Source organism: Pseudomonas sp. C321 (assembly GCF_055407105.1).
In genome coordinates this window covers 899,812-923,013 of record NZ_JBUZRB010000001.1, presented here as the reverse complement: position 1 = coordinate 923,013, position 23,202 = coordinate 899,812, and the positions used below count along the sequence as shown (strand labels likewise).

The window sequence follows — 23,202 nt, the reverse complement described above, 5'->3', positions numbered from 1 at the left end:
CTTACTTCTTCAAGCCGTAATGCTCATCCAGCATGCCTGGGGCATTCGGCGTTTTTGGCGCGTAGTCCCGAGGTGGTTCCTGATTTTCCCGTGGAGGGGTCAGGCGTTCCCGTGGTGCTTGCGCCGCATCGGGATGCAGTGCGGCCAGCAGACGCTGACGAGTGATGTCGTCCAGGGCCAGGCGGTTGGCGCCCTCGGCGAGGTGATCTTGCACTTCCTGATAGCTCTGAGTGAGCTTGTTTACCAGGGTCGCGGTGCTATTGAAGTGGGTAACCACCTCATTCTGATAACTGTCAAAACGTTCCTGAATGTCATCCAACTGCCGCTGCGTGCGGTTAGGCGCCGCATTGGGCAGCAGGCGAGCAACCAGGAATCCAATGGCGACACCGGCAACCAGGGCAAGAGTCGGCAACAACCAAACTAAGAGCGAGTGTTCCACGAGTCCTTCCTCTATAAACGGCTTTGCTTTACGTTAACGGCTCGGACCTGCGCTGTATACCGCGATTAAGCTCGCAATGATGCCATGCACAGACTTTTAGCTAGACGAGTCGACCCTTTGAGAGGTCACGGAGTTCCTTCCTTGCTGATGCGTGAAACCCCCGTTTTGATCGATGGTCCGGTAGGCCAATTGGAAGCCTTGTATCTGGATCACCCCGAGCCACGTGGCCTGGCGCTGATCTGCCACCCTAACCCGGTGCAGGGCGGCACCATGCTCAATAAAGTGGTTTCGACCCTGCAACGCACCGCCCGCGATGCCGGTTTGATCACCTTGCGCTTCAATTACCGCGGTGTCGGCGCCAGCGCCGGGACTCACGACATGGCCACTGGTGAAGTGGACGATGCCGAAGCGGCCGCCGCCTGGCTGCGTGAAAAGCATCCCGACCTGCCCATCACCCTGCTGGGGTTTTCCTTTGGCGGATTTGTTGCAGCAAGTCTCGGTGGCCGCCTGGAAGCCAAGGGCGAAAAACTTGCGCACTTGTTCATGGTGGCGGCAGCGGTCATGCGCCTGCGCGATCAGGACGTGTTGCCACAGAACTGCCCATTGACCCTGATCCAGCCGGAAACCGACGAAGTGGTCGACCCACAGGCCGTCTACGACTGGTCAGCAGCCTTGAATCGCCCCCATGAGCTGCTGAAAGTGGCAGAATGCGGACACTTTTTTCATGGCAAGCTGACCGATCTCAAGGATCTGGTCCTGCCGCGCCTTTCGAATTGATAGCAGTCTGATAAGCGATTACCCATGACGACTCGTACCCGTATCCTCACCGGCATTACCACCACCGGCACGCCACACCTGGGCAACTACGCCGGCGCCATCCGCCCGGCGATCCTTGCCAGCCAGGACGCCAACGCCGACTCCTTCTACTTCCTGGCCGACTACCACGCCCTGATCAAATGCGATGACCCGCAGCGTATCCAACGCTCGCGTATGGAAATCGCCGCGACCTGGCTGGCGGGTGGCCTGGATGTAAATCGGGTGACTTTCTACCGTCAGTCCGACATCCCGGAAATTCCCGAGCTGACCTGGCTGCTGACCTGCGTCGCGGCCAAGGGCCTGCTCAACCGCGCCCACGCCTACAAGGCCTCGGTGGACAAGAACCTGGAAAACGGTGAAGACCCGGATGCGGGGATCACCATGGGTTTGTATAGCTACCCGGTGCTGATGGCTGCGGACATCCTGATGTTCAACGCCCACAAGGTGCCGGTGGGTCGTGACCAGATCCAGCACGTGGAAATGGCCCGTGATATTGGCCAGCGCTTCAACCACCTGTTTGGCAATGGCAAGGAGTTCTTCACCATGCCGGAGGCGCTGATCGAAGAAAGCGTCGCCACCTTACCGGGCCTGGATGGCCGAAAAATGTCGAAAAGCTACGACAACACCATCCCGTTGTTCACCAGCGCCAAGGACATGAAGGACGCCATCTCGCGGATTGTCACCGACTCCCGTGCTCCGGGCGAAGCCAAGGACCCGGACAATTCGCACCTGTTTACCTTGTATCAGGCGTTTGCCACCAAGGCCCAGGAAAGCGAGTTCCGTGACGAGTTGGTCAACGGCCTGGGCTGGGGCGAGGCGAAGAGCCGTCTGTTCCAGCTATTGGACGGCCAGTTGGGCGAAGCCCGTGAGCGCTACCACCTGTTGATGTCCCGCCCTGCTGACATGGAAGACCTGCTGCTGATCGGCGCCAAGAAAGCCCGCGCCGTGGCCGCGCCATTCCTCAGTGAGCTGCGTGAAGCTGTAGGCCTGCGTTCGTTTGTCGCTCAGACGGCGGTTGCCGCCACCACCAAGAAGAAAACCGTGAAAGCTGCACGCTTCGTCAGTTTTCGCGAAGACGGTAGCTTTCGCTTCCGTCTGCTGGCGGCCGATGGCGAGCAACTGTTGCTGTCGCGCAACTTTGCCGATGGCAAGGCTGCGGGTGCGGTGACCAAGCAACTGCAGTCGGGTGAGGCGTTGGACGTGCGCAGCGAAGCCACCAGCTTCAGCGTGTGGCTCGAAGATGCCTGCGTGGCTGACAGTCCGGCCTTCCCCGATACCGCGTCGCGGGATGCCGCCATCGAAGCCTTGCGCATCGCGTTGACCCCTATCGAGGATTGACCCCGACCAAGGGTTGATTGCCATTCTCCGGGGCCGTCGTTACAGTGACGGCCCGTTTTTGTTGCCTTGCTAACGAATTATGACGCCTCTAGAACGATATCAAGCTGATCTGAAACGCCCCGAATTCTTCCATGACGCCTCCCAGGAAACGGCGGTGCGTCATTTGCAGCGCTTGTACGACGATCTGGTCCAGGCCTCGCAGAACAAGCCGGGGATGTTCAGCAAGCTGTTTGGCAAGAAAGACCACACGCCGGTCAAGGGCCTGTACTTCTGGGGCGGCGTAGGCCGTGGCAAGACCTACCTGGTGGATACTTTCTTCGAAGCGCTGCCCTTCAAGGAAAAGGTTCGGACTCACTTCCACCGCTTCATGAAGCGCGTGCACGAAGAGATGAGGACCCTGCCGGGCGAGAAAAACCCGCTGACTATCATCGCCAAACGCTTCTCCGACGAGGCGCGGGTGATCTGTTTTGATGAGTTTTTCGTTTCTGATATCACCGACGCCATGATCCTCGGCACGCTGATGGAAGAGCTGTTCAAGAACGGCGTGACCCTGGTTGCCACTTCGAACATCGTGCCTGACGGCCTGTACAAGGACGGTCTGCAGCGTGCGCGCTTCTTGCCGGCAATTGCGCTGATCAAGCAGAACACCGACATCGTCAACGTCGACAGTGGCGTTGACTATCGTTTGCGCCACCTCGAACAAGCGGAGCTGTTCCATTCTCCGCTTGACGATACCGCCCAGGAAAGCCTGCGCAAAAGCTTCCGTGCCCTGACGCCGGAATGCACCCTGGCGGTCGAGAACGACGTACTGATGATTGAAAATCGCGAAATTCGTGCCCTGCGCACATGCGAAGATGTGGCCTGGTTCGACTTCCGCGAACTGTGCGACGGCCCCCGTAGCCAAAACGACTACATCGAGTTGGGCAAGATCTTCCACGCCGTGATCTTGAGCGGTGTCGAGCAAATGAGCGTCACCACCGACGACATTGCCCGACGCTTTATCAACATGGTCGACGAATTCTACGACCGTAACGTCAAGCTGATCATCTCGGCCGAAGTCGAACTCAAGGACCTCTACACCGGTGGTCGCTTGAACTTCGAATTCCAGCGGACGTTGAGCCGCTTGCTGGAAATGCAATCCCACGAGTTCCTGTCGCGGGCGCATAAGCCTTAGGGCGTGTGAGCGAAACACCAAAAGGCCTGCAGCGATGCGGGCCTTTTTAATGCGCTCCAGAAAACATTGCTGAGCAATGTGAGAGCCGGGCTCGGGTTTAGTTATGCAGCCTGCTGAAACTGCTGCCGATACTGGTTCGGCGACAGCTCCGTGTGCTGCCTGAACAACCGCGCAAAGAAGCTCGCATCGTCATAACCCACCTCGTAGCTGATGGTCTTGATGCTTTTGCGGCTGCCCGAAAGCAAACCCTTGGCGGTTTCGATGCGCAGGCGTTGCAGGTAGTGCAGAGGCTTGTCGCCGGTGGCGGTCTGGAAGCGGCGCATGAAGTTGCGGATGCTCATGCCGTGTTCGCGGGAGACGTCTTCGAAGCGGAACTTGTCGCAGAAGTGCTCTTCGAGCCAGTGCTGGATCTGCAGGATGATCACGTCCTGGTGCAGTTTCTGGCCACCGAAGCCGATGCGCCCCGGTGCGTAGCTACGTTGTACTTCGTAGAGAATATCGCGGGCCACGGCCTGGGCGATGTTGGCGCCGCAGAAGCGTTCGATCAGGTAGATGTAGAGATCGCATGCTGAGGTGGTGCCGCCGGCGCAGTACAGGTTGTCGGCGTCGGTCAGGTGTTTGTCCTGATTGAGCTGGACCTTGGGAAAGCGTTCGCTGAAGGCGTTGAAAAAGCGCCAGTAGGTGGTCGCTTCCTTGCCGTCCAACAGCCCGGCTTCAGCGAGCCAGAACACCCCGGTGGCTTCGCCACAGAGCACGGCGCCGCGGGCGTGTTGTTCACGCAGCCATGGCAGCACTTGCGGGTAGCGCTTGCACAGCGAGTCAAAATCGTCCCAGAAGGCCGGGAGGACGATGATGTCAGCGTTTTCCAGGCCGCCGTCCACCGGCATAATTACATCGCTGAAGCTGCACACAGGCAACCCGTCGGGGCTGACCAGGCGGGTTTCAAATGCCGGTGTAAGGCCCTGGCCCAGCTGTTTGCCGTAGCGCAGGCTGGCGAGGTGGAAGAAATCCTTGGCTTGCATGAGGGTTGAAGCGAATACCCGATCAATGGCCAAAATACTGACGCGCCGTAAGGGCGTGGAGATTTGGTTAGACATAATTTCATTTATTCTTATAGGGGAAAGTGGTCACCAGACGGCTGGATCGTCTTATTTTTTGTCGCATGTGTCCAGTGTCCTGTGACGTCCGCGCAGCTTAGGCTCTGTGATCTTGTTCTTGTCTGACAATCCACACAGGTGACCCATGATCCCCAGAACCTTGTTCAGTTCGGAACACGAACTCTTTCGCCAGAGCGTGCGAACCTTCCTCGAAAAAGACGCTGCGCCTTTCCATGGGCAATGGGAAAAGCAGGGGCACATTGATCGCAGCCTGTGGAACAAGGCGGGGGAGGCGGGGATGCTCTGCTCGCATCTGCCGGAAGAGTACGGTGGGCTGGGGGCGGACTTTCTCTACAGCACGGTGGTGATCGAAGAGATCGGTCGCCTGGGGTTGACCGGGATTGGTTTCTCGCTGCATTCGGACATTGTCGCGCCGTATATCCTGCATTACGGCAGTGAGGCGCTGAAACACAAGTACCTGCCCAAGCTGATCTCTGGGGAGATGGTCACGGCCATCGCCATGACCGAGCCAGGTGCTGGGTCCGACCTGCAAGGGGTGAAGACCACGGCGATGCTGGATGGCGATGAGTACGTGATCAACGGCTCCAAGACCTTTATAACCAATGGTTTCCTGGCGGACCTGGTGATTGTCGTCGCCAAGACTGATCCCAAGGCCGGCGCCAAGGGCACCAGTCTGTTTCTGGTGGAGGCCAATACGCCGGGCTTCGACAAGGGCAAACGCCTGGAGAAGGTCGGTATGAAGGCCCAGGACACTAGCGAGCTGTTCTTTCAAGATGTGCGCGTGCCCAAGGAAAATCTACTGGGCCAGGCAGGGGCGGGCTTCGCTTACCTGATGCAGGAGTTGCCCCAGGAACGGTTGACGGTCGCCATTGGCGCCTTGTCATCGGCCGAAGCGGCATTGCAATGGACTCTGGAGTACACCCGCGAGCGCAAGGCGTTTGGCAAGGCAATTGCCGATTTCCAGAACACCCGCTTCAAGCTGGCAGAGATTGCCACTGAGGTGCAGATCGGCCGGGTGTTTGTCGACAAGTGCCTGGAACTGCACCTGCAAGGCAAGCTCGACGTGCCTACAGCGGCGATGGCCAAATACTGGACCACTGACCTGCAGTGCAAGGTGCTCGACGAGTGTGTGCAGCTCCACGGCGGCTACGGCTACATGTGGGAATACCCGATTGCCCGAGCCTGGGCAGATGCGCGGGTGCAGCGGATTTATGCGGGGACCAATGAAATCATGAAGGAGATTATTGCGCGGGCGCTTTGATCTTGCGGTGTCTCTGAGGGCCTCATCGCGGGCAAGCCCGGCTCCCACATTTGGAATGCATTTCAACTGTGGGCGTCGGGCCTGCTCGCGATGGCGATCTACCTATGTATCAAGGTGCAGGATTTGGATGATCCTTCTGAATCGCCTCGATTCCTGTCAGGACGTCATCCGACAGCTTCAGATCGAAGCTGGCAATGTTGCTGTCCAGTTGCTCCAGCGTCGTGGCGCCAATGATGTTGCTGGTCACGAACGGTTGCTGTGTCACAAAGGCCAGCGCCATTTGCGCCGGGTCCAGGTCGTGTTCCCGGGCCAGTGCGACATAACGACTGCACGCCGCTTCCGACTGGGCATTGAAGTAGCGACTGAAGCGGCTGTACAGGCTCAGGCGACCGTTTGCCGGGCGCGCGCCACCTTCGTATTTGCCGCTGAGCATGCCGAATGCCAGGGGCGAGTAGGCCAGCAGGCCGCACTGTTCGCGGATGGCGATTTCCGCCATGCCCACTTCAAAGCTGCGGTTGAGCAGGTTGTAGGGGTTCTGGATTGACACGGCTCGGGTCCAGCCACGGGCCTCGGCCAGGGCCAGGAACTTCATGGTGCCCCACGGCGTTTCGTTGGACAGGCCGATGTGGCGGATCTTGCCGGCCTTGACCTGCTCGTCCAGGGCTTCGAGGGTTTCTTCCAGCGGCGTCAGGTCGTCTTCTTCCTTGTGCTTGTAGCTCAGTTGCCCGAAGAAGTTGGTGCTTCGCTCTGGCCAATGCAACTGATACAGGTCGATCCAGTCGGTCTGCAAGCGCTTGAGGCTGGCGTCCAGGGCATCGACGATGTGCTTGCGGTTATGCTTGAGCTTGCCGTCGCGGATGTAGTCGATAGTGTTGCCGGGGCCGGCGATCTTGCTGGCCAGGATCCAGTCGGCACGGTCGCCGCGGCTTTTGAAGTAATTACCGATATAGCGTTCGGTGCTGGCGTAGGTCTCAGCCTTGGGCGGTACCGGGTACATTTCCGCGGTATCGAGAAAATTTATCCCCGCGCTCTTGGCCCGTTCAATCTGTGCAAAGGCCTCTGCCTCGCTGTTTTGCTCGCCCCAGGTCATGGTCCCGAGGCAGATCGCGCTCACGTTCAGATCGGTTCGGCCCAGCTGTCGATAATCCATCGGGTGCTCCTTCGAGGAAAACAATCATAAAAGCAGGTTGAAATTTTTTTCGCAATCTGCATAATTGCCCACCTCTTTCTGCAGTGGAAGTGATGCGCCGCCTGCCGAAGAATCTTGCCGTTGAACGGACGCGCTGACCCGAGCCCCCGATAGCGTCTGTATCCGGCTGCCTTTGACTTGTCAAAGTACGCACTATTCAGTAAGATCCGCCGTCTAATTTACAGGGCGGCCCCTGAGGCTATTAAAGAATGACAACTTTTACTGCAAAACCGGAAACAGTTCAGCGCGACTGGTTTGTCGTCGACGCTGCTGGTCAGACCCTGGGTCGTCTGGCCACTGAAGTCGCCAGCCGTCTGCGTGGCAAGCACAAGCCTGAGTACACCCCTCACGTTGATACCGGTGACTACATTGTCATCATCAACGCTGAGCAGGTTCGTGTGACCGGCAAGAAAGCCCAAGACAAAATGTACTACCGTCACTCCGGTTTCCCGGGCGGTATCAAGTCTGCCAATTTCGAAGGCCTGATCGCTCGTAAGCCTGAAGCCCCGATTGAACTCGCGGTCAAAGGTATGCTGCCTAAGGGCCCACTGGGTCGCGACATGTATCGCAAGCTGAAAGTCTATGCGGGCGCTGCTCACCCTCATGCTGCTCAGCAGCCCCAAGAACTGAAGTTTTAACGGAATAGTTCATTATGTCGGCGACTCAAAATTACGGCACTGGCCGTCGCAAAACCGCAACCGCACGCGTTTTCCTGCGTCCGGGCACTGGTACCATCTCGATCAACAACCGCACTCTGGAAAATTTCTTCGGTCGCGAAACTGCCCGTATGGTAGTTCGTCAGCCGCTGGAATTGACCGAGACTGCTGAGAAGTTCGACATCTACGTCACCGTTATCGGTGGCGGTGTAAGTGGTCAAGCTGGCGCAATCCGCCACGGTATCACTCGCGCTCTGATGCAGTACGACGAAACCCTGCGTGGCGCTCTGCGCAAAGCTGGCTTCGTTACTCGCGATGCTCGTGAAGTTGAACGTAAGAAAGTCGGTCTGCGTAAAGCGCGTAAGCGTCCGCAGTACTCGAAGCGTTAATTCGCTTTACGTTCCAGAAAACGCCCAGCCTCCTCGCGGAGCTGGGCGTTTTTTATGGCTTGCGTTTTATGTGCGTTTTTTCACTGTGACAACTTGCCACATCCGTAGACGCCCTATACTACAAGGCCTGGAGTTTGGGTCTGGGGTAATTACCTTGTCAGGGGTGGGGCTTTTCATTACCATTCGGCAAAATTTTTATAAGTTCAGATTTAATACTTAGTAGACGCCTGATTTAACAGGCCAAAAAGCTGATGGGAGAGGACTGAATGAGCAATGACGGCGTGAATGCAGGCCGGCGTCGCTTCTTGGTAGCAGCCACGTCCGTGGTGGGTGCTGCAGGAGCGGTGGGGGCTGCGGTCCCGTTCGTGGGGTCATGGTTTCCCAGTGCCAAGGCGAAAGCCGCAGGTGCACCGGTGAAAGTGAATGTTGGCAAGATCGAGCCAGGCCAGCAGATGATTGCTGAGTGGCGCGGTCAGCCAGTGTTCATCGTTCGTCGTACCGAGGAAATCCTGGGGAACCTGAAGAAGATCGAAGGCCAGTTGTCTGACCCCACATCCGAAAGTTCCGACCAACCCGCCTACGCCAAGAACGAAGCGCGCTCGATCAAGCCAGAGATTCTGCTGCTGGTCGGTCTGTGCACTCACCTGGGTTGCTCGCCTACCTTCCGCCCGGAAGTTGCGCCCGTGGATCTGGGCAAGGACTGGGTCGGGGGTTATTTTTGCCCGTGCCACGGCTCTCACTACGATTTGGCCGGACGTGTCTACAAATCGCAACCTGCGCCATTGAACCTGCCGGTTCCACCGCATAACTACGAGTCTGACGACGTCATTGTCATTGGTGTCGATAAGGAGAGCGCGTGATGAGCAAGTTCATGGATTGGGTTGATGCGCGCTTTCCCGCCACCAAAATGTGGGAAGACCATCTCAGCAAGTACTACGCCCCGAAGAACTTCAACTTCTTCTACTTCTTTGGCTCCCTGGCACTGCTGGTGCTGGTCAACCAGATCGTTACCGGTGTCTGGCTGACCATGAGCTACACCCCGTCGGCGGAAGAAGCCTTTGCTTCCGTTGAAGGTATTATGAGGGACGTCAACCACGGCTCCATCTTGCGCTTGCTTCACGCGGTCGGCGCTTCGATGTTCTTCATCGTGGTCTACCTGCACATGTTCCGTGGCCTGCTCTACGGCTCGTACCAGAAGCCTCGTGAGCTGGTGTGGGTGTTTGGCATGCTGATCTACCTGGCGCTGATGGCAGAGGCCTTCATGGGCTACCTGCTGCCGTGGGGCCAGATGTCCTACTGGGGCGCCCAGGTGATCATCTCGCTGTTCGGTGCGATCCCGGTCATCGGCAACGACCTGACCCAGTGGATTCGTGGTGACTACCTGATTTCCGGGATCACCCTGAACCGCTTCTTTGCCCTGCACGTGGTGGCCTTGCCGATTGTTATTCTCGGCCTGGTGGTGCTGCACATCCTGGCGCTGCACGAAGTCGGCTCCAACAACCCCGACGGCGTGGACATCAAGAAGCACAAGGACGAGAACGGCATCCCGCTGGATGGCATTCCTTTCCACCCGTACTACACCGTGAAAGATATCGTCGGCGTAGTCGTGTTCCTGTTCGTCTTCTGCTCGATCGTGTTCTTCTTCCCTGAGATGGGCGGCTACTTCCTTGAGAAGCCGAACTTCGAACAGGCGAACGCCTTCAAGACCCCGGAACACATTGCCCCGGTCTGGTACTTCACCCCGTTCTACGCGATTTTGCGGGCGATCCCCGACAAGCTCATGGGTGTTATCGCCATGGGTGCGGCCATTGCTGTGTTGTTCGTGCTGCCGTGGCTCGACCGTAGTCCGGTCAAGTCCATGCGCTACAAGGGCTGGCTGAGCAAAATCTGGCTGTGGGTGTTCTGCATTTCGTTCGTGATCCTGGGCGTGCTGGGTGTATTGGCACCGACTCCGGGCCGTACGTTGCTGTCGCAGATCTGCACCTTCCTGTATTTCGCCTACTTCATTCTGATGCCGTTCTACACCCGGCTAGAGAAGACCAAACCGGTTCCGGAAAGGGTGACTGGCTGATGAAAAAATTATTCGCTGCATTGATTCTTGCTGCCCTGCCGGTGCTGTCCTTCGCGGCTGGACTCGGCGCGGAACTGGAAAAAGTCGACATCGACGTCTCTGACAAGGCTGCAATGCAAGATGGCGCACGTACCTTCGCCAACTACTGCATGGGCTGTCACAGCGCCAAGTTCCAGCGTTACGAGCGCGTGGCCGACGACTTGGGTATCCCCCATGACCTGATGCTCAGCAACCTGGTGCTCACCGGCGCCAAGATCGGCGACCACATGAACATCGGCATGCAACCTGCCGACGCCAAGGCCTGGTTCGGTGCGGCACCGCCCGATTTGACCCTGGTGGCCCGTGTTCGTGGCACCGACTGGCTCTATGGCTACCTGAAATCCTTCTATGAAGACCCGACGCGTCCTTGGGGTGTGAATAACAAGGTGTTCCCGAATGTCGGTATGCCTAACGTTCTGGTCGGCCTGCAGGGTCGCCAAGTGGTAGGATGTAAGCAAGTTCAAATCGTCGAGAACGGCAAGAAGCAGTATGATCCGCTTACCGGTACGCCTTTGACTCATGAAGCGTGCGATCAGCTGACCATAGTGCCGAAGTCCGGTACGCTGAACGAAGAGCAGTTCGACGAGAAGGTCAAGAATCTGGTGACCTTCCTGGCCTACTCGGCCAACCCAGTGAAGCTGCAGCATCAGCGCATTGGTACCTATGTATTGCTGTACCTGGCCTTCTTCTTCGTATTCGCTTATCTACTGAAGCGCGAATACTGGAAGGATGTGCATTGATCAAACTGTAAGCAATTGCTGTTAATCGTGCGCGCCCAAGGGCGTCTCTGGTAGCGGGTCCGGGTTTCATCCGGACGTTACGTGAGACACCCTTTGGGCGCGCTCGTTTTTGAGCTTCCGATAATTTCAACAAGCGAGGAGGACCGCCATGGGCGTGACCAATCGGTTGGCCTGTTACTCCGACCCCGCTGACCAATATTCCCACCGAGTACGCATCGTGCTCGCAGAGAAGGGTGTCAGCGCCGAGATCATTACTGTGGAGGCAGGTCGTCACCCGCCGAAACTGATCGAAGTGAACCCTTACGGCAGCTTGCCCACCCTGGTCGATCGTGACCTGGCGTTGTGGGAGTCAACCGTGGTGATGGAATATCTGGATGAGCGTTACCCCCATCCGCCGTTGCTGCCGGTATATCCGGTGGCGCGTGCCAACAGCCGCCTGCTGATCCATCGGATCCAGCGTGACTGGTGTGGCCTGGTGGACCTGATTCTGGATTCGCGCAGTAAAGAAGCCGCCCGTGTTCAGGCGCGCAAGGAATTGCGCGAGAGCCTGACCGGTGTTTCGCCGTTATTCGCGGACAAACCTTTTTTCCTCAGCGAGGAACAAAGTCTGGTGGATTGCTGCCTATTACCCATACTCTGGCGTTTGCCGATTCTGGGCATTGAGCTGCCGCGGCCTGCCAAGCCGCTGCTTGATTACATGGAGCGCCAGTTTGCGCGTGAGGCTTTCCAGGCGAGTCTGTCTGGTGTCGAACGCGATATGCGCTAAGGCTTAAGGAGCCGCTGATGAACTCCAGTCGACCGTACCTGGTCCGCGCGCTCTACGAGTGGATAGTGGACAACGATTGCACCCCGCACATGCTGGTTAATTCCGAGTTTCCTGCGGTTCAGGTACCGCAAGGTTTTGCCAGTGACGGACAGATCGTCCTGAACGTTTCACCCAGTGCCGTGCGACAGCTGCACATGGACAATGAAGCGGTCAGCTTCGAAGGGCGTTTCGGCGGTGTGCCGCATACGCTGTACGTGCCCATCGGCGCTATCCTGGGGATTTATGCCCGGGAGAATGGCCAGGGCATGGTGTTTGATCTGGAGTCGTCTCTCGACGATGACGAAGCGATCGAACTTGATGGCGATGATAATCTGCCGCCGCCGGATTCCGAGCCGCCACGCCCTACTGGCCGGCCGAGTCTGAAAGTGGTGAAGTAACAGAGCGCGAGCCTTCGGGCGAGTGTTTAAAAATGCCTCGGCTTTGCCGGGGCATTTTTTTGTCCGACACAACAGGCCGCGGGATGCACATGAAAGTCGTGGCTGGACAGTGATCGTACAACTGGCATGGGCTATGATGCCCCTTTAGTTCGTCGAGATAGATGATTGATCATGGAAAACTCCAACACCGCCCCTCGTCTTCCCCGCAAGCGCCGCAGCCTTGCCCAGGAATTGGTCACGGTGCTGTCCGAGCAAATCCGTGACGGTCAGCTCAAGCGTGGCGACAAGTTGCCCACCGAGTCGGCAATCATGAATGCCCATGGCGTCAGCCGTACCGTGGTGCGCGAAGCTATCTCCCGGTTGCAGGCTGCAGGGCAGGTGGAAACCCGCCACGGTATCGGCACCTTCGTGCTGGATACGCCAAGCCCCAGCGGTTTTCGTATCGACCCGGCCACTGTGGTGACCTTGCGCGATGTGCTGGCTATTCTGGAACTGCGTATTAGCCTGGAAGTGGAATCTGCCGGCCTCGCCGCCCAGCGTCGTAACGACGAGCAACTGGCAGGCATGCGCGCGGCCCTCGACGCCCTGAATGAAAGCGCGGCCCACGCGGGTGATGCAGTGGCGTCGGACTTCCAGTTTCACCTGCAGATTGCCCTGTCTACTGGCAACCGCTACTTCACCGATATCATGACCCACCTGGGTACCAGCATTATCCCGCGTACCCGTTTGAATTCGGCGCGCCTGGCCCATGATGACCAGCAGCACTATATGAGTCGCCTGAGTCGCGAACACGAAGAGATTTATGAGGCGATCGCTCGCCAGGATTCGGATGCGGCGCGGGCGGCGATGCGCCTGCACTTGACCAATAGCCGTGAGCGGCTGCGCCATGCCCATGAAGAGGCAGAGGCGCAGCGCGGTTAAAAGTATCAATGTGGAGCTGTTGAACTTTAGCGAGGCTACGAATGCATCGCAGCCTCGCTGGTGCTCGACAGCTCCTACGGGTTTACCTTTGCGGCGGCGCGCTTAACTGGCAGGCTGATTCGGCTTGTAGTCCTTGAGCAACAGATACGTACTCCAGCCCCACCAATCATTGGTCCACTGCTTGTCGTTCAGGTTGTTGACGTCCTTGCGTCGCAGCACCTTGTCGCCTTCAGCCTTGAACAGCGCAGAGAAGTTATTGGCCGGGTTTTGCGCGGCATTCAGGTCCGGCACATAAAGCAGCGCCTTGAAGTTGGCCGGGGAGGGTGCGATGCCGCTGATAAACGTTTCGAATACTTCGTCCGCCGAGGCCTGTACGGCGCGTTTGACCTGCGCACGGTTGGCCGCGTCGTTTGCATCGAAATAGCGTTTGTCACCGTAGGCGTGCCATTGATCGCCCAAGGCATTACGCACATTGAGCCCGAACTTGCTGTCCTCGTCGTGCATGAATCGGCTGATCAATGAGCCCAGTTCACCCGGCGTAACCACTGCTGCCAGTTGCTTGCGTGGTACCCGCAGGTGGCCGGCTGAAAACAGATCGGTCAAAAAGTGATCAGCAAAGCTGTTCATGGCGTAAGCCAGTTCCAGTGCCTGGTCGGTGCCACTTTGATGCGCCACGACGGCTTGTTGCAGCGCCGCCGTATGGCCCGCCTGATAGGCCGACAATGCCCACTCGCCGAAGTGATCGGCATTGTCCGCAGCCAGTAGCAAATAGCGCCCCAGCGGAATCAGCGCCGACACGGCACTGCCGCCGCCGGTGATGCGGTTCCATTCCTCGGACAACGTATCACCCAGGGCATCGTAGGCTTCATGGGGTTGCTTGCCATCCCTGATCGCCTGGTTGACCGCGTTGATCTCCTTTTGCATCACCGCGAGGATCTTGCCCGCCTCATCTCGTGACGCCGGCAATACCGCCAGCGAGTTGAAGGCAGCAGTAAAGCGTCGCACCCGATCACCGGGCGACGCGCCATCGTTGATGGGCTGACCGGGGATGCCATAGAAGTCACCGCCCAAGGAAATGATCTGGCCGTAGGTCAGTGCCAGGCCGTTGGGCAGGTGCAACTCGACCTGTCGGGCAGGAATCGCCGGGGCATCCTTGACGAAACGCAGCAGTGTGTCATCGCCGATGGCCGTGTGTTCACCCCCTTCGAAACGCAGGGTTGGCGGTTTTTTTTCAGTAATAGCGAGTTCAAGATCTGACATGTTAGCTCCTTGCTATGTCGTGGGAATCTTCCTTTTAGCTGTATGCATATACAGCCATTGCGATAATAGCGGAATAATTGCCTACGTCAAGAAGAGCGTTCTCAACCCTCAACCCTTTCACAGGGCTGATGAATTGCAGTTGACGAATCTTTTTATAGTTGTACGATGACGTACGACATCAAGATAATCTTCAGCAACCTCTCAACAGAAAGTCTTTACCCAGGGTGTTCGAATAATGAATCCACAAGAACTGAAGTCCATCCTTTCGTCCGGTCTGCTGTCTTTTCCTGTGACCGACTTCAACGCCCAAGGTGATTTCCACCAGGCCGGCTACATCAAACGCCTGGAATGGCTGGCTCCTTATGGCGCCACTGCCTTGTTCGCCGCTGGTGGCACTGGTGAGTTTTTCTCCCTGGCGGCCAGCGAATATTCACAAGTAGTAAAAACCGCCGTCGATACCTGCGTTAACAGCGTGCCGATCCTTGCTGGTGTCGGCGGTTCGACCCGCCAGGCCATCGAATATGCCCAGGAAGCCGAGCGTCTTGGTGCAAAAGGTTTGTTGCTGCTGCCGCACTACCTGACCGAAGCCAGCCAGGACGGCGTCGCCGCCCACGTTGAAGCCGTGTGCAAGTCGGTAAAAATCGGCGTGGTGGTTTACAACCGCAACGTCTGCCGCCTGACCGCGCCGCTGCTGGAACGCTTGGCCGAACGCTGCCCTAACCTGATCGGCTACAAGGACGGCCTGGGTGACATTGAACTGATGGTGTCGATCCGACGTCGCCTCGGTGATCGTTTCAGCTACCTCGGCGGCCTGCCGACTGCAGAAGTCTACGCAGCGGCCTACAAGGCCCTGGGTGTGCCGGTGTATTCCTCGGCGGTGTTCAACTTCATTCCGAAAACCGCGATGGATTTTTATCACGCCGTTGCGCGCGAAGATCACGCCACCGTCGACAAAATCATCGACGACTTCTTCCTGCCGTATCTGGATATCCGTAACCGCAAGGCCGGTTACGCCGTGAGCATCGTCAAGGCAGGGGCAAAAATTGTCGGTTTCGACGCAGGTCCTGTGCGTACGCCGCTGACCGATCTGCTGCCGGAAGAATACGAAGCCCTGGCCGCGCTGATCGACAAGCAAGGCGCGCAATAACCCATCACCAAGGCCGCTGAGTAATCAGCGGCCTTTTGCGTCAGGAGAAGATTTGTGTCCCAAGCCAAGCGTTTTGAAAATTACATCGACGGCCAATGGGTGGCCGGCGCCGACTACTCGGCCAATATCAATCCGTCAGAGTTGTCTGATGTCATTGGTGAGTTTGCCAAGGCCGACCTGGCTCAGGTCAATGCCGCCATCGACGCCGCCCGAGCTGCTTTCCCGGCCTGGTCGACCTCCGGCATCCAGGCTCGTCATGACTCCCTGGATAAAGTCGGCAGCGAAATCCTCGCCCGTCGTGAAGAACTCGGCACATTGTTGGCCCGGGAAGAGGGCAAGACCTTGCCCGAAGCCATCGGTGAAGTGACCCGCGCCGGTAATATCTTCAAGTTCTTCGCCGGCGAATGCCTGCGCCTGTCCGGCGATTACCTGCCGTCGGTGCGCCCGGGTGTCAACGTCGAAGTGACCCGCGAAGCCTTGGGTGTGGTCGGCTTGATCACCCCGTGGAACTTCCCGATTGCCATCCCTGCCTGGAAAATCGCTCCGGCCCTGGCCTACGGCAACTGCGTCGTGCTCAAACCGGCCGAACTGGTGCCGGGTTGTGCCTGGGCCCTGGCAGAAATCATCTCCCGCGCCGGTTTCCCTGCTGGCGTGTTCAACCTGGTGATGGGCAGCGGCCGTGTTGTAGGCGATGTATTGGTCAACAGCCCGAAAGTCGATGGCATCAGCTTTACCGGTTCCGTGGGTGTCGGTCGGCAGATCGCTGTCAGTTGTGTATCGCGCCAGGCCAAAGTACAGCTAGAGATGGGCGGCAAGAACCCGCAGATCATCCTCGACGATGCCGATCTCAAGCAGGCCGTCGAGCTGTCGGTGCAGAGCGCGTTCTACTCCACTGGCCAGCGTTGCACCGCGTCCAGCCGCTTTATTGTTACCGCCGGGATCCACGACCAGTTTGTCGTGGCGATGGCTGAGCGCATGAAGTCGATCAAGGTCGGCCATGCCCTGAAAAGCGGTACCGATATCGGCCCTGTGATTTCCCAGGCCCAGTTGGACCAGGACTTGAAATACATCGACATCGGTCAACGCGAAGGCGCGCGACTGGTGAGCGGTGGCGGCCTGGTGACCTGTGACACCGAAGGCTACTACCTGGCGCCGACACTGTTTGCCGACAGCGAAGCTGCCATGCGCATCAGTCGTGAAGAGATTTTTGGTCCGGTGGCCAACGTGGTTCGTGTCGCGGATTACGAAGCAGCGCTGGCCATGGCCAACGACACCGAGTTTGGCCTGTCGGCCGGTATCGCCACCACGTCGCTGAAGTACGCCAACCACTTCAAGCGCCACTCCCAGGCCGGGATGGTAATGGTCAATCTGCCGACCGCTGGTGTGGATTATCACGTTCCTTTCGGTGGCCGTAAGGGCTCATCCTACGGTTCGCGTGAGCAGGGTCGCTATGCGCAAGAGTTCTACACCGTGGTGAAAACCAGCTACATCGGTTCGTAAACGCAATACCTCTGTAGGAGCGAGCAAGCTCGCTCCTACAGAAAACAAAGCCAAGACAATCACCCGCAAAAAAAAATAATTAGTGGGAGTACTTCTACATGCAAACGACCAAGCCGACCCATGTCCGCTATTTGATCCTGCTCATGCTGTTTCTGGTGACCACGATCAACTATGCCGACCGCGCCACTATCGCCATCGCGGGCTCCAGCCTGCAAAAAGACCTCGGCATCGACGCGGTCACCCTCGGTTATATCTTCTCCGCATTCGGTTGGGCCTACGTGGCTGGGCAAATTCCCGGCGGCTGGCTGCTGGACCGTTTTGGCTCGAAAAAAATTTACGCCTTGAGTATCTTCACCTGGTCGCTGTTCACCGTGCTGCAAGGCTATGTCGGTGAATTCGGGATCTCGACTGCCGTGGTTGCGCTGTTCATGCTGCGCTTTCTGGTGGGCCTGGCTGAAGCGCCATCCTTTCCCGGTAACGCGCGCATTGTCGCCGCCTGGTTTCCCACCGCAGAGCGTGGTACGGCCTCGGCGATCTTCAATTCGGCGCAATACTTCGCCACCGTATTGTTTGCACCGCTGATGGGCTGGATCGTCTACAGCTTCGGCTGGCAGCACGTGTTTATCGTGATGGGCGTGATCGGCATCGTGTTCTCGCTGATCTGGCTGAAAGTTATCCACAGCCCGCGCCAGCACCCGCTGATCAACGAGGCTGAGCTCAAGTACATCGCTGAAAACGGTGCCATGGTCGACATGGACCAGGACAAGGGCAAAGACAAGAAAACCGACGGTCCGAAGTGGGATTACATCCGCCAACTGCTGACCAACCGCATGATGGTCGGCGTGTATCTGGGCCAATACTGCATCAACGGCATCACTTACTTCTTCCTCACCTGGTTCCCCGTGTATCTGGTCCAGGACCGTGGCATGACCATCCTCAAGGCCGGCTTCATCGCCTCGCTGCCGGCGATCTGCGGTTTTATCGGTGGCGTGTTGGGCGGGGTGATTTCCGATTACCTGTTGCGCAAGGGCCATTCGCTGACCTTCGCCCGCAAGGCGCCGATCATCGCTGGCCTGCTGATCTCCAGCAGCATCATTGCTTGTAACTACGTGGACGTTGAATGGATGGTGGTGGGCTTCATGGCCCTGGCCTTCTTCGGTAAAGGCGTTGGCGCACTGGGTTGGGCGGTGGTGTCTGACACCTCGCCGAAACAGATCGCGGGCTTGAGCGGTGGGTTGTTCAATACCTTCGGCAACCTGGCTTCGATCACCACGCCGATTGTGATTGGCTACATCATCAGCACCACTGGCTCGTTCAAATGGGCTCTGGTGTTTGTTGGGGCCAATGCGCTGGTGGCGGTGTTCAGCTACCTGGTAATCGTCGGCCCGATCAAGCGTGTGGTGCTTAAAGAGCCGCCGAGCAAAGGCCCTGAGCTGACTAAACTTTCCCAAGCGCATTCCTGAAGGGGCTCGCGTCATGCAGTTGATTGAACATGCCGACTCGCCGCGCTCCATTCGTTTGCACGAGCGCGATAACGTGGTGATTGTGGTCAACGACCAGGGCGTGCCGGCCGGGACTGAGTTCCCGGACGGCCTGGTGACCATCGATTTCATCCCCCAAAGCCACAAGGTGACCCTGGAAGACATCCCCGTGGGCGGTCAGATCATTCGCTACGGCCAGACCATCGGTTACGCCTTGCAGCCGATTCCACGGGGCAGTTGGGTCCAGGAAGGTCAGTTGCGCATGCCGACGGCACCGCCCCTGGACAGCTTGCCGCTGTCCACCGAAGTGCCTGAAGCCCAGGCGCCGCTGGAAGGTTTTAGCTTCGAGGGCTATCGCAACGCCGATGGTACTGTCGGCACGCGCAATATCCTTGGTATCACCACCACGGTGCAGTGTGTGACGGGCGTGCTGGACCATGCGGTCAAGCGTATCAAGGACGAGTTGCTGCCCAAGTACCCGAATGTCGATGATGTAGTGGCGCTGACCCACAGCTACGGCTGTGGCGTGGCAATCACCGCGACGGATGCTTACATCCCGATCCGCACCGTGCGCAATCTGGCGCGCAACCCGAACCTGGGGGGCGAAGCCCTGGTCATCAGCCTGGGCTGCGAGAAACTACAGGCCGGGCAGGTGATGCACGACAACGACCGCTCGGTCGACCTCAGTGAGCCATGGTTGTACCGGCTGCAGGATTCCAGCCACGGCTTTACCGAGATGATCGAACAGATCATGCAACTGGCCGAAACCCGCTTGAAGAAGCTCGACCTGCGCCGCCGGGTAACCGTGCCGGCGTCGGAGTTGATCCTCGGCATGCAGTGCGGCGGCAGCGATGCGTTTTCCGGTATCACCGCCAACCCGGCCTTGGGCTACGCCTCGGACCTGCTTTTGCGGGCGGGGGCGACGGTGATGTTTTCCGAAGTCACCGAAGTGCGCGATGCCATCTACTTGTTGACCTCCCGCGCCGAAAGCCAGGACGTGGCCCTGGAGTTGGTGCGGGAAATGGACTGGTACGACCGTTACCTGGCCAAAGGCGAGGCCGACCGCAGTGCCAACACCACGCCGGGCAACAAGAAGGGCGGGTTGTCGAATATTGTCGAGAAGTCTTTGGGCTCCATCGTCAAGTCCGGCAGCAGCGCCATCAACGGCGTGCTCGGCCCGGGGGAGCGCTTCAAGCGCCGCGGGCTGATCTTTTGCGCGACACCGGCCAGTGACTTTGTCTGTGGCACCTTGCAACTGGCGGCGGGGATGAACCTGCATGTGTTTACTACCGGTCGCGGCACTCCCTATGGGCTGGCGATGGCGCCGGTGGTGAAGGTTTCGACCCGTACCGAGCTGGCTCAGCGCTGGCCGGACTTGATCGATATCGATGCGGGGCGGATTGCTACAGGTCGCGCGACGATTGAGGAATTGGGTTGGGAGTTGTTCCACTTCTATCTGGACGTGGCCAGCGGCAAGAAGCAGACCTGGGCCGAGCGGCACAAGCTGCATAACGACATTACCTTGTTCAATCCAGCGCCTATTACCTGACGATTGTTCCCACGCAGGGCGTGGGAACATCAGGGTGAAAGTGGCTTATCATTAGCCACCTACTGACGCTCGCTTAAGGTTCTCCCCGGCATGCTGGCTATCTTCTTCGCAACCCTCGCCATCACCGCGCCGGTGTTTGCCATGCTGTTCCTCGGTGTGCTGCTCAAACGCATTAACTGGATCAACGACAATTTTATCCACACGGCCTCGTCCCTGGTGTTCAACGTCACCATGCCTGCGTTGCTGTTCCTCGGTATTCTCCATGCCGACCTGCACTCGGCGCTTAAACCTGGATTGTTGATTTACTTCGCCATCGCCACCGTGTTGAGTTTTGCCTTGGCCTGGGGCTGGGCGATCTTTCGTTGCCCACGGGAAGACCGTGGCATTTATGCCCAGGGCGCGTTTCGTGGCAACAACGGAGTAATTGGCCTGGCACTGGCAGCCAGCATGTACGGTGACTACGGGATTTCCCTCGGAGCGATCCTCGCGGCACTGGTGATCCTGTTCTACAACACCTTGTCCACCATCGTCCTGGCGGTCTACAGCCCGGTGATCAAATCCGACCCTTGGAGTATCTGCAAGAGCGTGGTGGCCAATCCCTTGATCATCAGCGTGATCGTCGCGGCACCCTTTGCCTATTTCCAGATTGGCTTGCCCGGCTGGCTGGAAACCTCTGGGCAATACCTGGCAGACATGACCTTGCCTCTGGCATTGATCTGCATCGGCGGTACCTTGTCGTTGGCGGCTCTGCGCAAAAGCGGTGACATGGCGTTGAGCGCCAGCCTGCTGAAGATGATCGTCCTACCAGTGCTGGCAACCTTCGGTGCCTGGCTGTGCGGGTTCCGTGGGCCGGAGTTGGGGATTCTGTTCCTGTACTTCGGTGCCCCGACGGCGGCAGCCAGCTTTGTCATGGCCCGCGCGGCGCAGGGCAATCATGAACTGGCAGCGGCGATTATTGTGATCACCACCTTGATGGCGGCGGTGACCACCAATATCGGAATCTTCGTGTTGCAGGCGGGTGGCTGGGTGTAAGAGCGAGCTTGCGCGGCCCTACACTGGATTTTGCTGGTAACTATCGATCACTTCCTGCGCCGCCCGAAACGCATCAATCGCCGCCGGTACGCCGGCATACACTGCGCAATGCAGCAGCGCCTCGCGAATCTCTTCTACCGTGCAGCCATTGTTCAGCGCGCCACGTACGTGGCCTTTGAGTTCTTGCGGGCACTTGAGGGCAGTCAGGGCGGCGAGGGTGATCAGGCTGCGGGTTTTCAGCGGCAAGCCTTCGCGATTCCAGACGCTGCCCCAGGCGTGTTCGTTGACGAAGTCCTGCAGCGGCTGAGTGAAATCGGTGGCATTGCCCAGGGCGCGGTCGACGAAGGCATCGCCCATCACCTGACGGCGGATTTCCACGCCTGGTTTTTTTTGATCGGTCATTACGATTCCCTCTTGTGTTGGCGGCGCCAGGCTCGCAGCGAGGTGAAAAACACAAAGGCCACCAGCGCCGGCAGGACGTAATACAGCATCAGTTGTTCCAGCTTATTGGCCAGGGGCATGCCGGTAGTGAACGACACCATATGCAGCCCATACGCCAGGTACAGCGCGAGTAGCAGCAAACCTTCGGCCCGGGTGATCCGGTAGCCGGAATAGAATACTGGAAGGCACAATACGACGACGCCGAGCATCACTGGCAGGTCGAAGTCCAGGGCATTGGGTGAGACCGATAGGGCAGAGGGCGCGACGAGGGCGGTAAAGCCCAGCACGCCCAGCAGGTTGAACAGGTTGCTGCCGATCACGTTGCCCACCGCAATTTCACGTTCACCGCGCAGGGCGGCAATCAGCGAAGTTGCCAGGCAGGGCAGCGAGGTGCTGACGCCGACGATGGTCAGGCCGATGACCCGCTCGGAGAGGCCAAGGTCGCTGGCCACATCTACTGCCGCGCCCAGCAGAAGGTGCCCGGCGAACACCAGCAACACGAGCCCGCCGATCATCCACAGCAAGCTGCTCAGCCACGGTGCCTGTACCACTGTGTCGCGGGTGCGAGGGCGGCGTGAATGGCGGGTCTGGTACAGCAACAGGCCAAGGTAGGCCACCAGCGCCGTCAGCAGCATCAGGCCATCAACAGGTGTCAGCTCTTTATTGGCGGCGAGGACGAACACCAGCAGTCCGGCAAAGATCATCACCGGGATGTCCAGGCGCACCAGTTGCCGGGACACTCGTAGGGGAATGATCAGCGCCGAGAGGCCGAGGGTGACGAGGATATTGAAGATGCTGCTGCCGATCACACTGCCCACGGCGATGTCGGTGTTGCCAGCCAGGGTGGCCTGCAGGCTGACGGCCATTTGCGGCGCGCTGCTGCCGAAAGCGACGATGCTCAAGCCGATGATCAGCGGTCGTACCTTGAGGCCGGCGGCCAGCCGCACGGAGGTGCGCACCAGGACTTCGGCGCCGGCAATCAGCAGCACCAGGCCGCTGATGAGTTCGATCACGCTCAAGGACGAGAGGGCGGTTAATCCGAAAATGGTCAGGGCTCCCTCGGTCAGTCGCTCAGGGCTTGCACGCGAACACGCGCGGTCCCGCTGCGCAGCATACCCAACTGCTCGGCGGCTTTGCGTGAAAGATCAATCAGGCGGCCACGGGTGTGTGGGCCACGGTCGTTGATGCGGACCACGACGCTTTTATCGTTACTGAGGTTGGTGACCTGCACCCGCGTGCCAAAGGGCAGGCGAGGATGGGCAGCAGTCAGGGCATTCTGGTTGAAGGGTTCACCGCTGGCGGTGCGTTTGCCGTGGTGTTTGGCGCCGTAATAGGAGGCGGTGCCGGTTTCGTCGTAGCCGTTGGGGTCGATGAGGCCGCTGGCGCAACCGGTGAGCAGAGAGAACAGGGCCCAGAGGCCGAGTAGACGCTTCATTCA

At 58.5% G+C, this 23,202-nt stretch carries 24 protein-coding genes; 17 read left to right on the top strand and 7 right to left on the bottom strand.

From position 1 onward, the window contains the following. Position 1: 1 nt before the first annotated feature. The gene (locus ACZRJ6_RS04375) at positions 2–439 is read right to left on the bottom strand and encodes a Z-ring associated ZapG family protein (protein ID WP_463967213.1); all 438 of its coding nucleotides are present in this window, start codon (positions 437–439) and stop codon (positions 2–4) included. Positions 440–586: 147 nt separating this feature from the next. Here ACZRJ6_RS04375 and ACZRJ6_RS04370 point away from each other — a divergent pair, with 147 nt between their 5' ends. The 3 genes from ACZRJ6_RS04370 (at position 587) to zapE (ending at position 3,767) form a co-directional block, all read left to right on the top strand. Further along, a complete protein-coding gene (locus ACZRJ6_RS04370; RefSeq protein WP_463967418.1) occupies positions 587–1,216 on the top strand; it encodes an alpha/beta hydrolase in 630 nt (209 codons plus the stop codon). A gap of 24 nt (positions 1,217–1,240) precedes the next feature. Beyond that, entirely contained in the window at positions 1,241–2,593 is a 1,353-nt protein-coding gene (locus tag ACZRJ6_RS04365) for a tryptophan--tRNA ligase (protein WP_463967212.1), read from the top strand. Positions 2,594–2,672: 79 nt separating this feature from the next. Then, complete coding sequence (zapE, locus tag ACZRJ6_RS04360; protein WP_463967211.1) at positions 2,673–3,767, top strand: cell division protein ZapE; 1,095 nt, start codon at positions 2,673–2,675, stop codon at positions 3,765–3,767. A gap of 101 nt (positions 3,768–3,868) precedes the next feature. On the opposite strand, the gene ACZRJ6_RS04355 is transcribed toward zapE, so the two are convergent. Continuing rightward, entirely contained in the window at positions 3,869–4,789 is a 921-nt protein-coding gene (locus tag ACZRJ6_RS04355; protein ID WP_463967417.1) for a GlxA family transcriptional regulator, read from the bottom strand. A gap of 220 nt (positions 4,790–5,009) precedes the next feature. Here ACZRJ6_RS04355 and ACZRJ6_RS04350 point away from each other — a divergent pair, with 220 nt between their 5' ends. Then, positions 5,010–6,146 (top strand): acyl-CoA dehydrogenase family protein, encoded by a 1,137-nt coding sequence (locus ACZRJ6_RS04350; protein WP_463967210.1) that lies wholly within the window; start codon positions 5,010–5,012, stop codon positions 6,144–6,146. Between the two features lie 109 nt (positions 6,147–6,255). On the opposite strand, the gene ACZRJ6_RS04345 is transcribed toward ACZRJ6_RS04350, so the two are convergent. Beyond that, complete coding sequence (locus tag ACZRJ6_RS04345; protein WP_463967209.1) at positions 6,256–7,296, bottom strand: NADP(H)-dependent aldo-keto reductase; 1,041 nt, start codon at positions 7,294–7,296, stop codon at positions 6,256–6,258. 248 nt (positions 7,297–7,544) lie between these two features. Between ACZRJ6_RS04345 and rplM the strand changes: the two genes are divergently transcribed. From rplM to ACZRJ6_RS04305, 8 genes are all read left to right on the top strand, one after another. Continuing rightward, a complete protein-coding gene (gene rplM / locus ACZRJ6_RS04340; RefSeq protein ID WP_133099911.1) occupies positions 7,545–7,973 on the top strand; it encodes a 50S ribosomal protein L13 in 429 nt (142 codons plus the stop codon). 14 nt (positions 7,974–7,987) lie between these two features. Beyond that, on the top strand, positions 7,988–8,380 hold the full coding sequence (gene rpsI, locus ACZRJ6_RS04335) for a 30S ribosomal protein S9 (RefSeq protein ID WP_133099910.1): 393 nt from the start codon (positions 7,988–7,990) through the stop codon (positions 8,378–8,380). Positions 8,381–8,646: 266 nt separating this feature from the next. Beyond that, a complete protein-coding gene (gene petA / locus ACZRJ6_RS04330) occupies positions 8,647–9,240 on the top strand; it encodes a ubiquinol-cytochrome c reductase iron-sulfur subunit (protein ID WP_463967208.1) in 594 nt (197 codons plus the stop codon). Next, the gene (locus ACZRJ6_RS04325; protein WP_463967207.1) at positions 9,240–10,451 is read left to right on the top strand and encodes a cytochrome b; all 1,212 of its coding nucleotides are present in this window, start codon (positions 9,240–9,242) and stop codon (positions 10,449–10,451) included. The genes petA and ACZRJ6_RS04325 overlap by 1 nt, the downstream gene beginning before the upstream one ends. Next, positions 10,451–11,230, top strand: a complete 780-nt coding sequence (locus ACZRJ6_RS04320; protein WP_463967206.1) for a cytochrome c1 — start codon at positions 10,451–10,453, stop codon at positions 11,228–11,230. The genes ACZRJ6_RS04325 and ACZRJ6_RS04320 overlap by 1 nt, the downstream gene beginning before the upstream one ends. 148 nt (positions 11,231–11,378) lie before the next feature. Next, positions 11,379–11,996: a glutathione S-transferase N-terminal domain-containing protein gene (locus ACZRJ6_RS04315; protein ID WP_133099906.1), complete on the top strand. Its 618-nt coding sequence runs from the start codon at positions 11,379–11,381 to the stop codon at positions 11,994–11,996. A 17-nt stretch (positions 11,997–12,013) separates the two neighbouring features. Further along, complete coding sequence (locus ACZRJ6_RS04310; protein ID WP_133099905.1) at positions 12,014–12,433, top strand: ClpXP protease specificity-enhancing factor; 420 nt, start codon at positions 12,014–12,016, stop codon at positions 12,431–12,433. A 171-nt stretch (positions 12,434–12,604) separates the two neighbouring features. Then, the gene (locus ACZRJ6_RS04305; protein WP_463967205.1) at positions 12,605–13,354 is read left to right on the top strand and encodes a FadR/GntR family transcriptional regulator; all 750 of its coding nucleotides are present in this window, start codon (positions 12,605–12,607) and stop codon (positions 13,352–13,354) included. A 102-nt stretch (positions 13,355–13,456) separates the two neighbouring features. Here ACZRJ6_RS04305 and ACZRJ6_RS04300 read toward each other — a convergent pair whose 3' ends face one another. Continuing rightward, the gene (locus tag ACZRJ6_RS04300) at positions 13,457–14,614 is read right to left on the bottom strand and encodes a phospholipase (RefSeq protein WP_463967204.1); all 1,158 of its coding nucleotides are present in this window, start codon (positions 14,612–14,614) and stop codon (positions 13,457–13,459) included. Between the two features lie 235 nt (positions 14,615–14,849). Here ACZRJ6_RS04300 and kdgD point away from each other — a divergent pair, with 235 nt between their 5' ends. The 5 genes from kdgD to ACZRJ6_RS04275 all read left to right on the top strand — a co-directional run bounded on the left by kdgD (position 14,850) and on the right by ACZRJ6_RS04275 (position 21,323). Continuing rightward, the gene (kdgD, locus tag ACZRJ6_RS04295; protein ID WP_133099902.1) at positions 14,850–15,761 is read left to right on the top strand and encodes a 5-dehydro-4-deoxyglucarate dehydratase; all 912 of its coding nucleotides are present in this window, start codon (positions 14,850–14,852) and stop codon (positions 15,759–15,761) included. 54 nt (positions 15,762–15,815) lie between these two features. Next, the gene (locus ACZRJ6_RS04290; protein WP_463967203.1) at positions 15,816–17,261 is read left to right on the top strand and encodes an aldehyde dehydrogenase family protein; all 1,446 of its coding nucleotides are present in this window, start codon (positions 15,816–15,818) and stop codon (positions 17,259–17,261) included. 98 nt (positions 17,262–17,359) lie between these two features. Continuing rightward, entirely contained in the window at positions 17,360–18,724 is a 1,365-nt protein-coding gene (locus ACZRJ6_RS04285) for an MFS transporter (protein WP_463967202.1), read from the top strand. Positions 18,725–18,737: 13 nt separating this feature from the next. Then, entirely contained in the window at positions 18,738–20,291 is a 1,554-nt protein-coding gene (gene garD / locus ACZRJ6_RS04280; RefSeq protein ID WP_463967201.1) for a galactarate dehydratase, read from the top strand. Between the two features lie 90 nt (positions 20,292–20,381). Further along, the gene (locus ACZRJ6_RS04275; protein ID WP_463967200.1) at positions 20,382–21,323 is read left to right on the top strand and encodes an AEC family transporter; all 942 of its coding nucleotides are present in this window, start codon (positions 20,382–20,384) and stop codon (positions 21,321–21,323) included. 18 nt (positions 21,324–21,341) lie between these two features. Here the strand turns inward: ACZRJ6_RS04275 and ACZRJ6_RS04270 are convergent, their stop codons facing one another. The 3 genes from ACZRJ6_RS04270 to ACZRJ6_RS04260 are packed head-to-tail and all read right to left on the bottom strand — an operon-like array spanning position 21,342 to position 23,199. Beyond that, positions 21,342–21,725, bottom strand: a complete 384-nt coding sequence (locus ACZRJ6_RS04270) for a carboxymuconolactone decarboxylase family protein (RefSeq protein WP_463967199.1) — start codon at positions 21,723–21,725, stop codon at positions 21,342–21,344. Beyond that, on the bottom strand, positions 21,725–22,777 hold the full coding sequence (locus ACZRJ6_RS04265; protein ID WP_463967198.1) for a calcium/sodium antiporter: 1,053 nt from the start codon (positions 22,775–22,777) through the stop codon (positions 21,725–21,727). Before ACZRJ6_RS04265 ends, ACZRJ6_RS04270 begins: the two co-directional genes overlap by 1 nt. A 50-nt stretch (positions 22,778–22,827) precedes the next feature. Further along, the gene (locus ACZRJ6_RS04260) at positions 22,828–23,199 is read right to left on the bottom strand and encodes a septal ring lytic transglycosylase RlpA family protein (protein WP_463967197.1); all 372 of its coding nucleotides are present in this window, start codon (positions 23,197–23,199) and stop codon (positions 22,828–22,830) included. Between the last annotated feature and the right edge of the window lie 3 nt (positions 23,200–23,202).

Coding starts and splice junctions, on each gene's coding strand:
- ACZRJ6_RS04370 (WP_463967418.1), top strand. CDS start 587: ATGCGTGAAACCCCCGTTTTGATCGATGGTCCGGTAGGCCAATTGGAA.
- ACZRJ6_RS04365 (WP_463967212.1), top strand. CDS start 1,241: ATGACGACTCGTACCCGTATCCTCACCGGCATTACCACCACCGGCACG.
- zapE (WP_463967211.1), top strand. CDS start 2,673: ATGACGCCTCTAGAACGATATCAAGCTGATCTGAAACGCCCCGAATTC.
- ACZRJ6_RS04355 (WP_463967417.1), bottom strand. CDS start 4,789: ATGCAAGCCAAGGATTTCTTCCACCTCGCCAGCCTGCGCTACGGCAAA.
- ACZRJ6_RS04350 (WP_463967210.1), top strand. CDS start 5,010: ATGATCCCCAGAACCTTGTTCAGTTCGGAACACGAACTCTTTCGCCAG.
- ACZRJ6_RS04345 (WP_463967209.1), bottom strand. CDS start 7,296: ATGGATTATCGACAGCTGGGCCGAACCGATCTGAACGTGAGCGCGATC.
- rplM (WP_133099911.1), top strand. CDS start 7,545: ATGACAACTTTTACTGCAAAACCGGAAACAGTTCAGCGCGACTGGTTT.
- rpsI (WP_133099910.1), top strand. CDS start 7,988: ATGTCGGCGACTCAAAATTACGGCACTGGCCGTCGCAAAACCGCAACC.
- petA (WP_463967208.1), top strand. CDS start 8,647: ATGAGCAATGACGGCGTGAATGCAGGCCGGCGTCGCTTCTTGGTAGCA.
- ACZRJ6_RS04325 (WP_463967207.1), top strand. CDS start 9,240: ATGAGCAAGTTCATGGATTGGGTTGATGCGCGCTTTCCCGCCACCAAA.
- ACZRJ6_RS04320 (WP_463967206.1), top strand. CDS start 10,451: ATGAAAAAATTATTCGCTGCATTGATTCTTGCTGCCCTGCCGGTGCTG.
- ACZRJ6_RS04315 (WP_133099906.1), top strand. CDS start 11,379: ATGGGCGTGACCAATCGGTTGGCCTGTTACTCCGACCCCGCTGACCAA.
- ACZRJ6_RS04310 (WP_133099905.1), top strand. CDS start 12,014: ATGAACTCCAGTCGACCGTACCTGGTCCGCGCGCTCTACGAGTGGATA.
- ACZRJ6_RS04305 (WP_463967205.1), top strand. CDS start 12,605: ATGGAAAACTCCAACACCGCCCCTCGTCTTCCCCGCAAGCGCCGCAGC.
- ACZRJ6_RS04300 (WP_463967204.1), bottom strand. CDS start 14,614: ATGTCAGATCTTGAACTCGCTATTACTGAAAAAAAACCGCCAACCCTG.
- kdgD (WP_133099902.1), top strand. CDS start 14,850: ATGAATCCACAAGAACTGAAGTCCATCCTTTCGTCCGGTCTGCTGTCT.
- ACZRJ6_RS04285 (WP_463967202.1), top strand. CDS start 17,360: ATGCAAACGACCAAGCCGACCCATGTCCGCTATTTGATCCTGCTCATG.
- garD (WP_463967201.1), top strand. CDS start 18,738: ATGCAGTTGATTGAACATGCCGACTCGCCGCGCTCCATTCGTTTGCAC.
- ACZRJ6_RS04275 (WP_463967200.1), top strand. CDS start 20,382: ATGCTGGCTATCTTCTTCGCAACCCTCGCCATCACCGCGCCGGTGTTT.
- ACZRJ6_RS04270 (WP_463967199.1), bottom strand. CDS start 21,725: ATGACCGATCAAAAAAAACCAGGCGTGGAAATCCGCCGTCAGGTGATG.
- ACZRJ6_RS04260 (WP_463967197.1), bottom strand. CDS start 23,199: ATGAAGCGTCTACTCGGCCTCTGGGCCCTGTTCTCTCTGCTCACCGGT.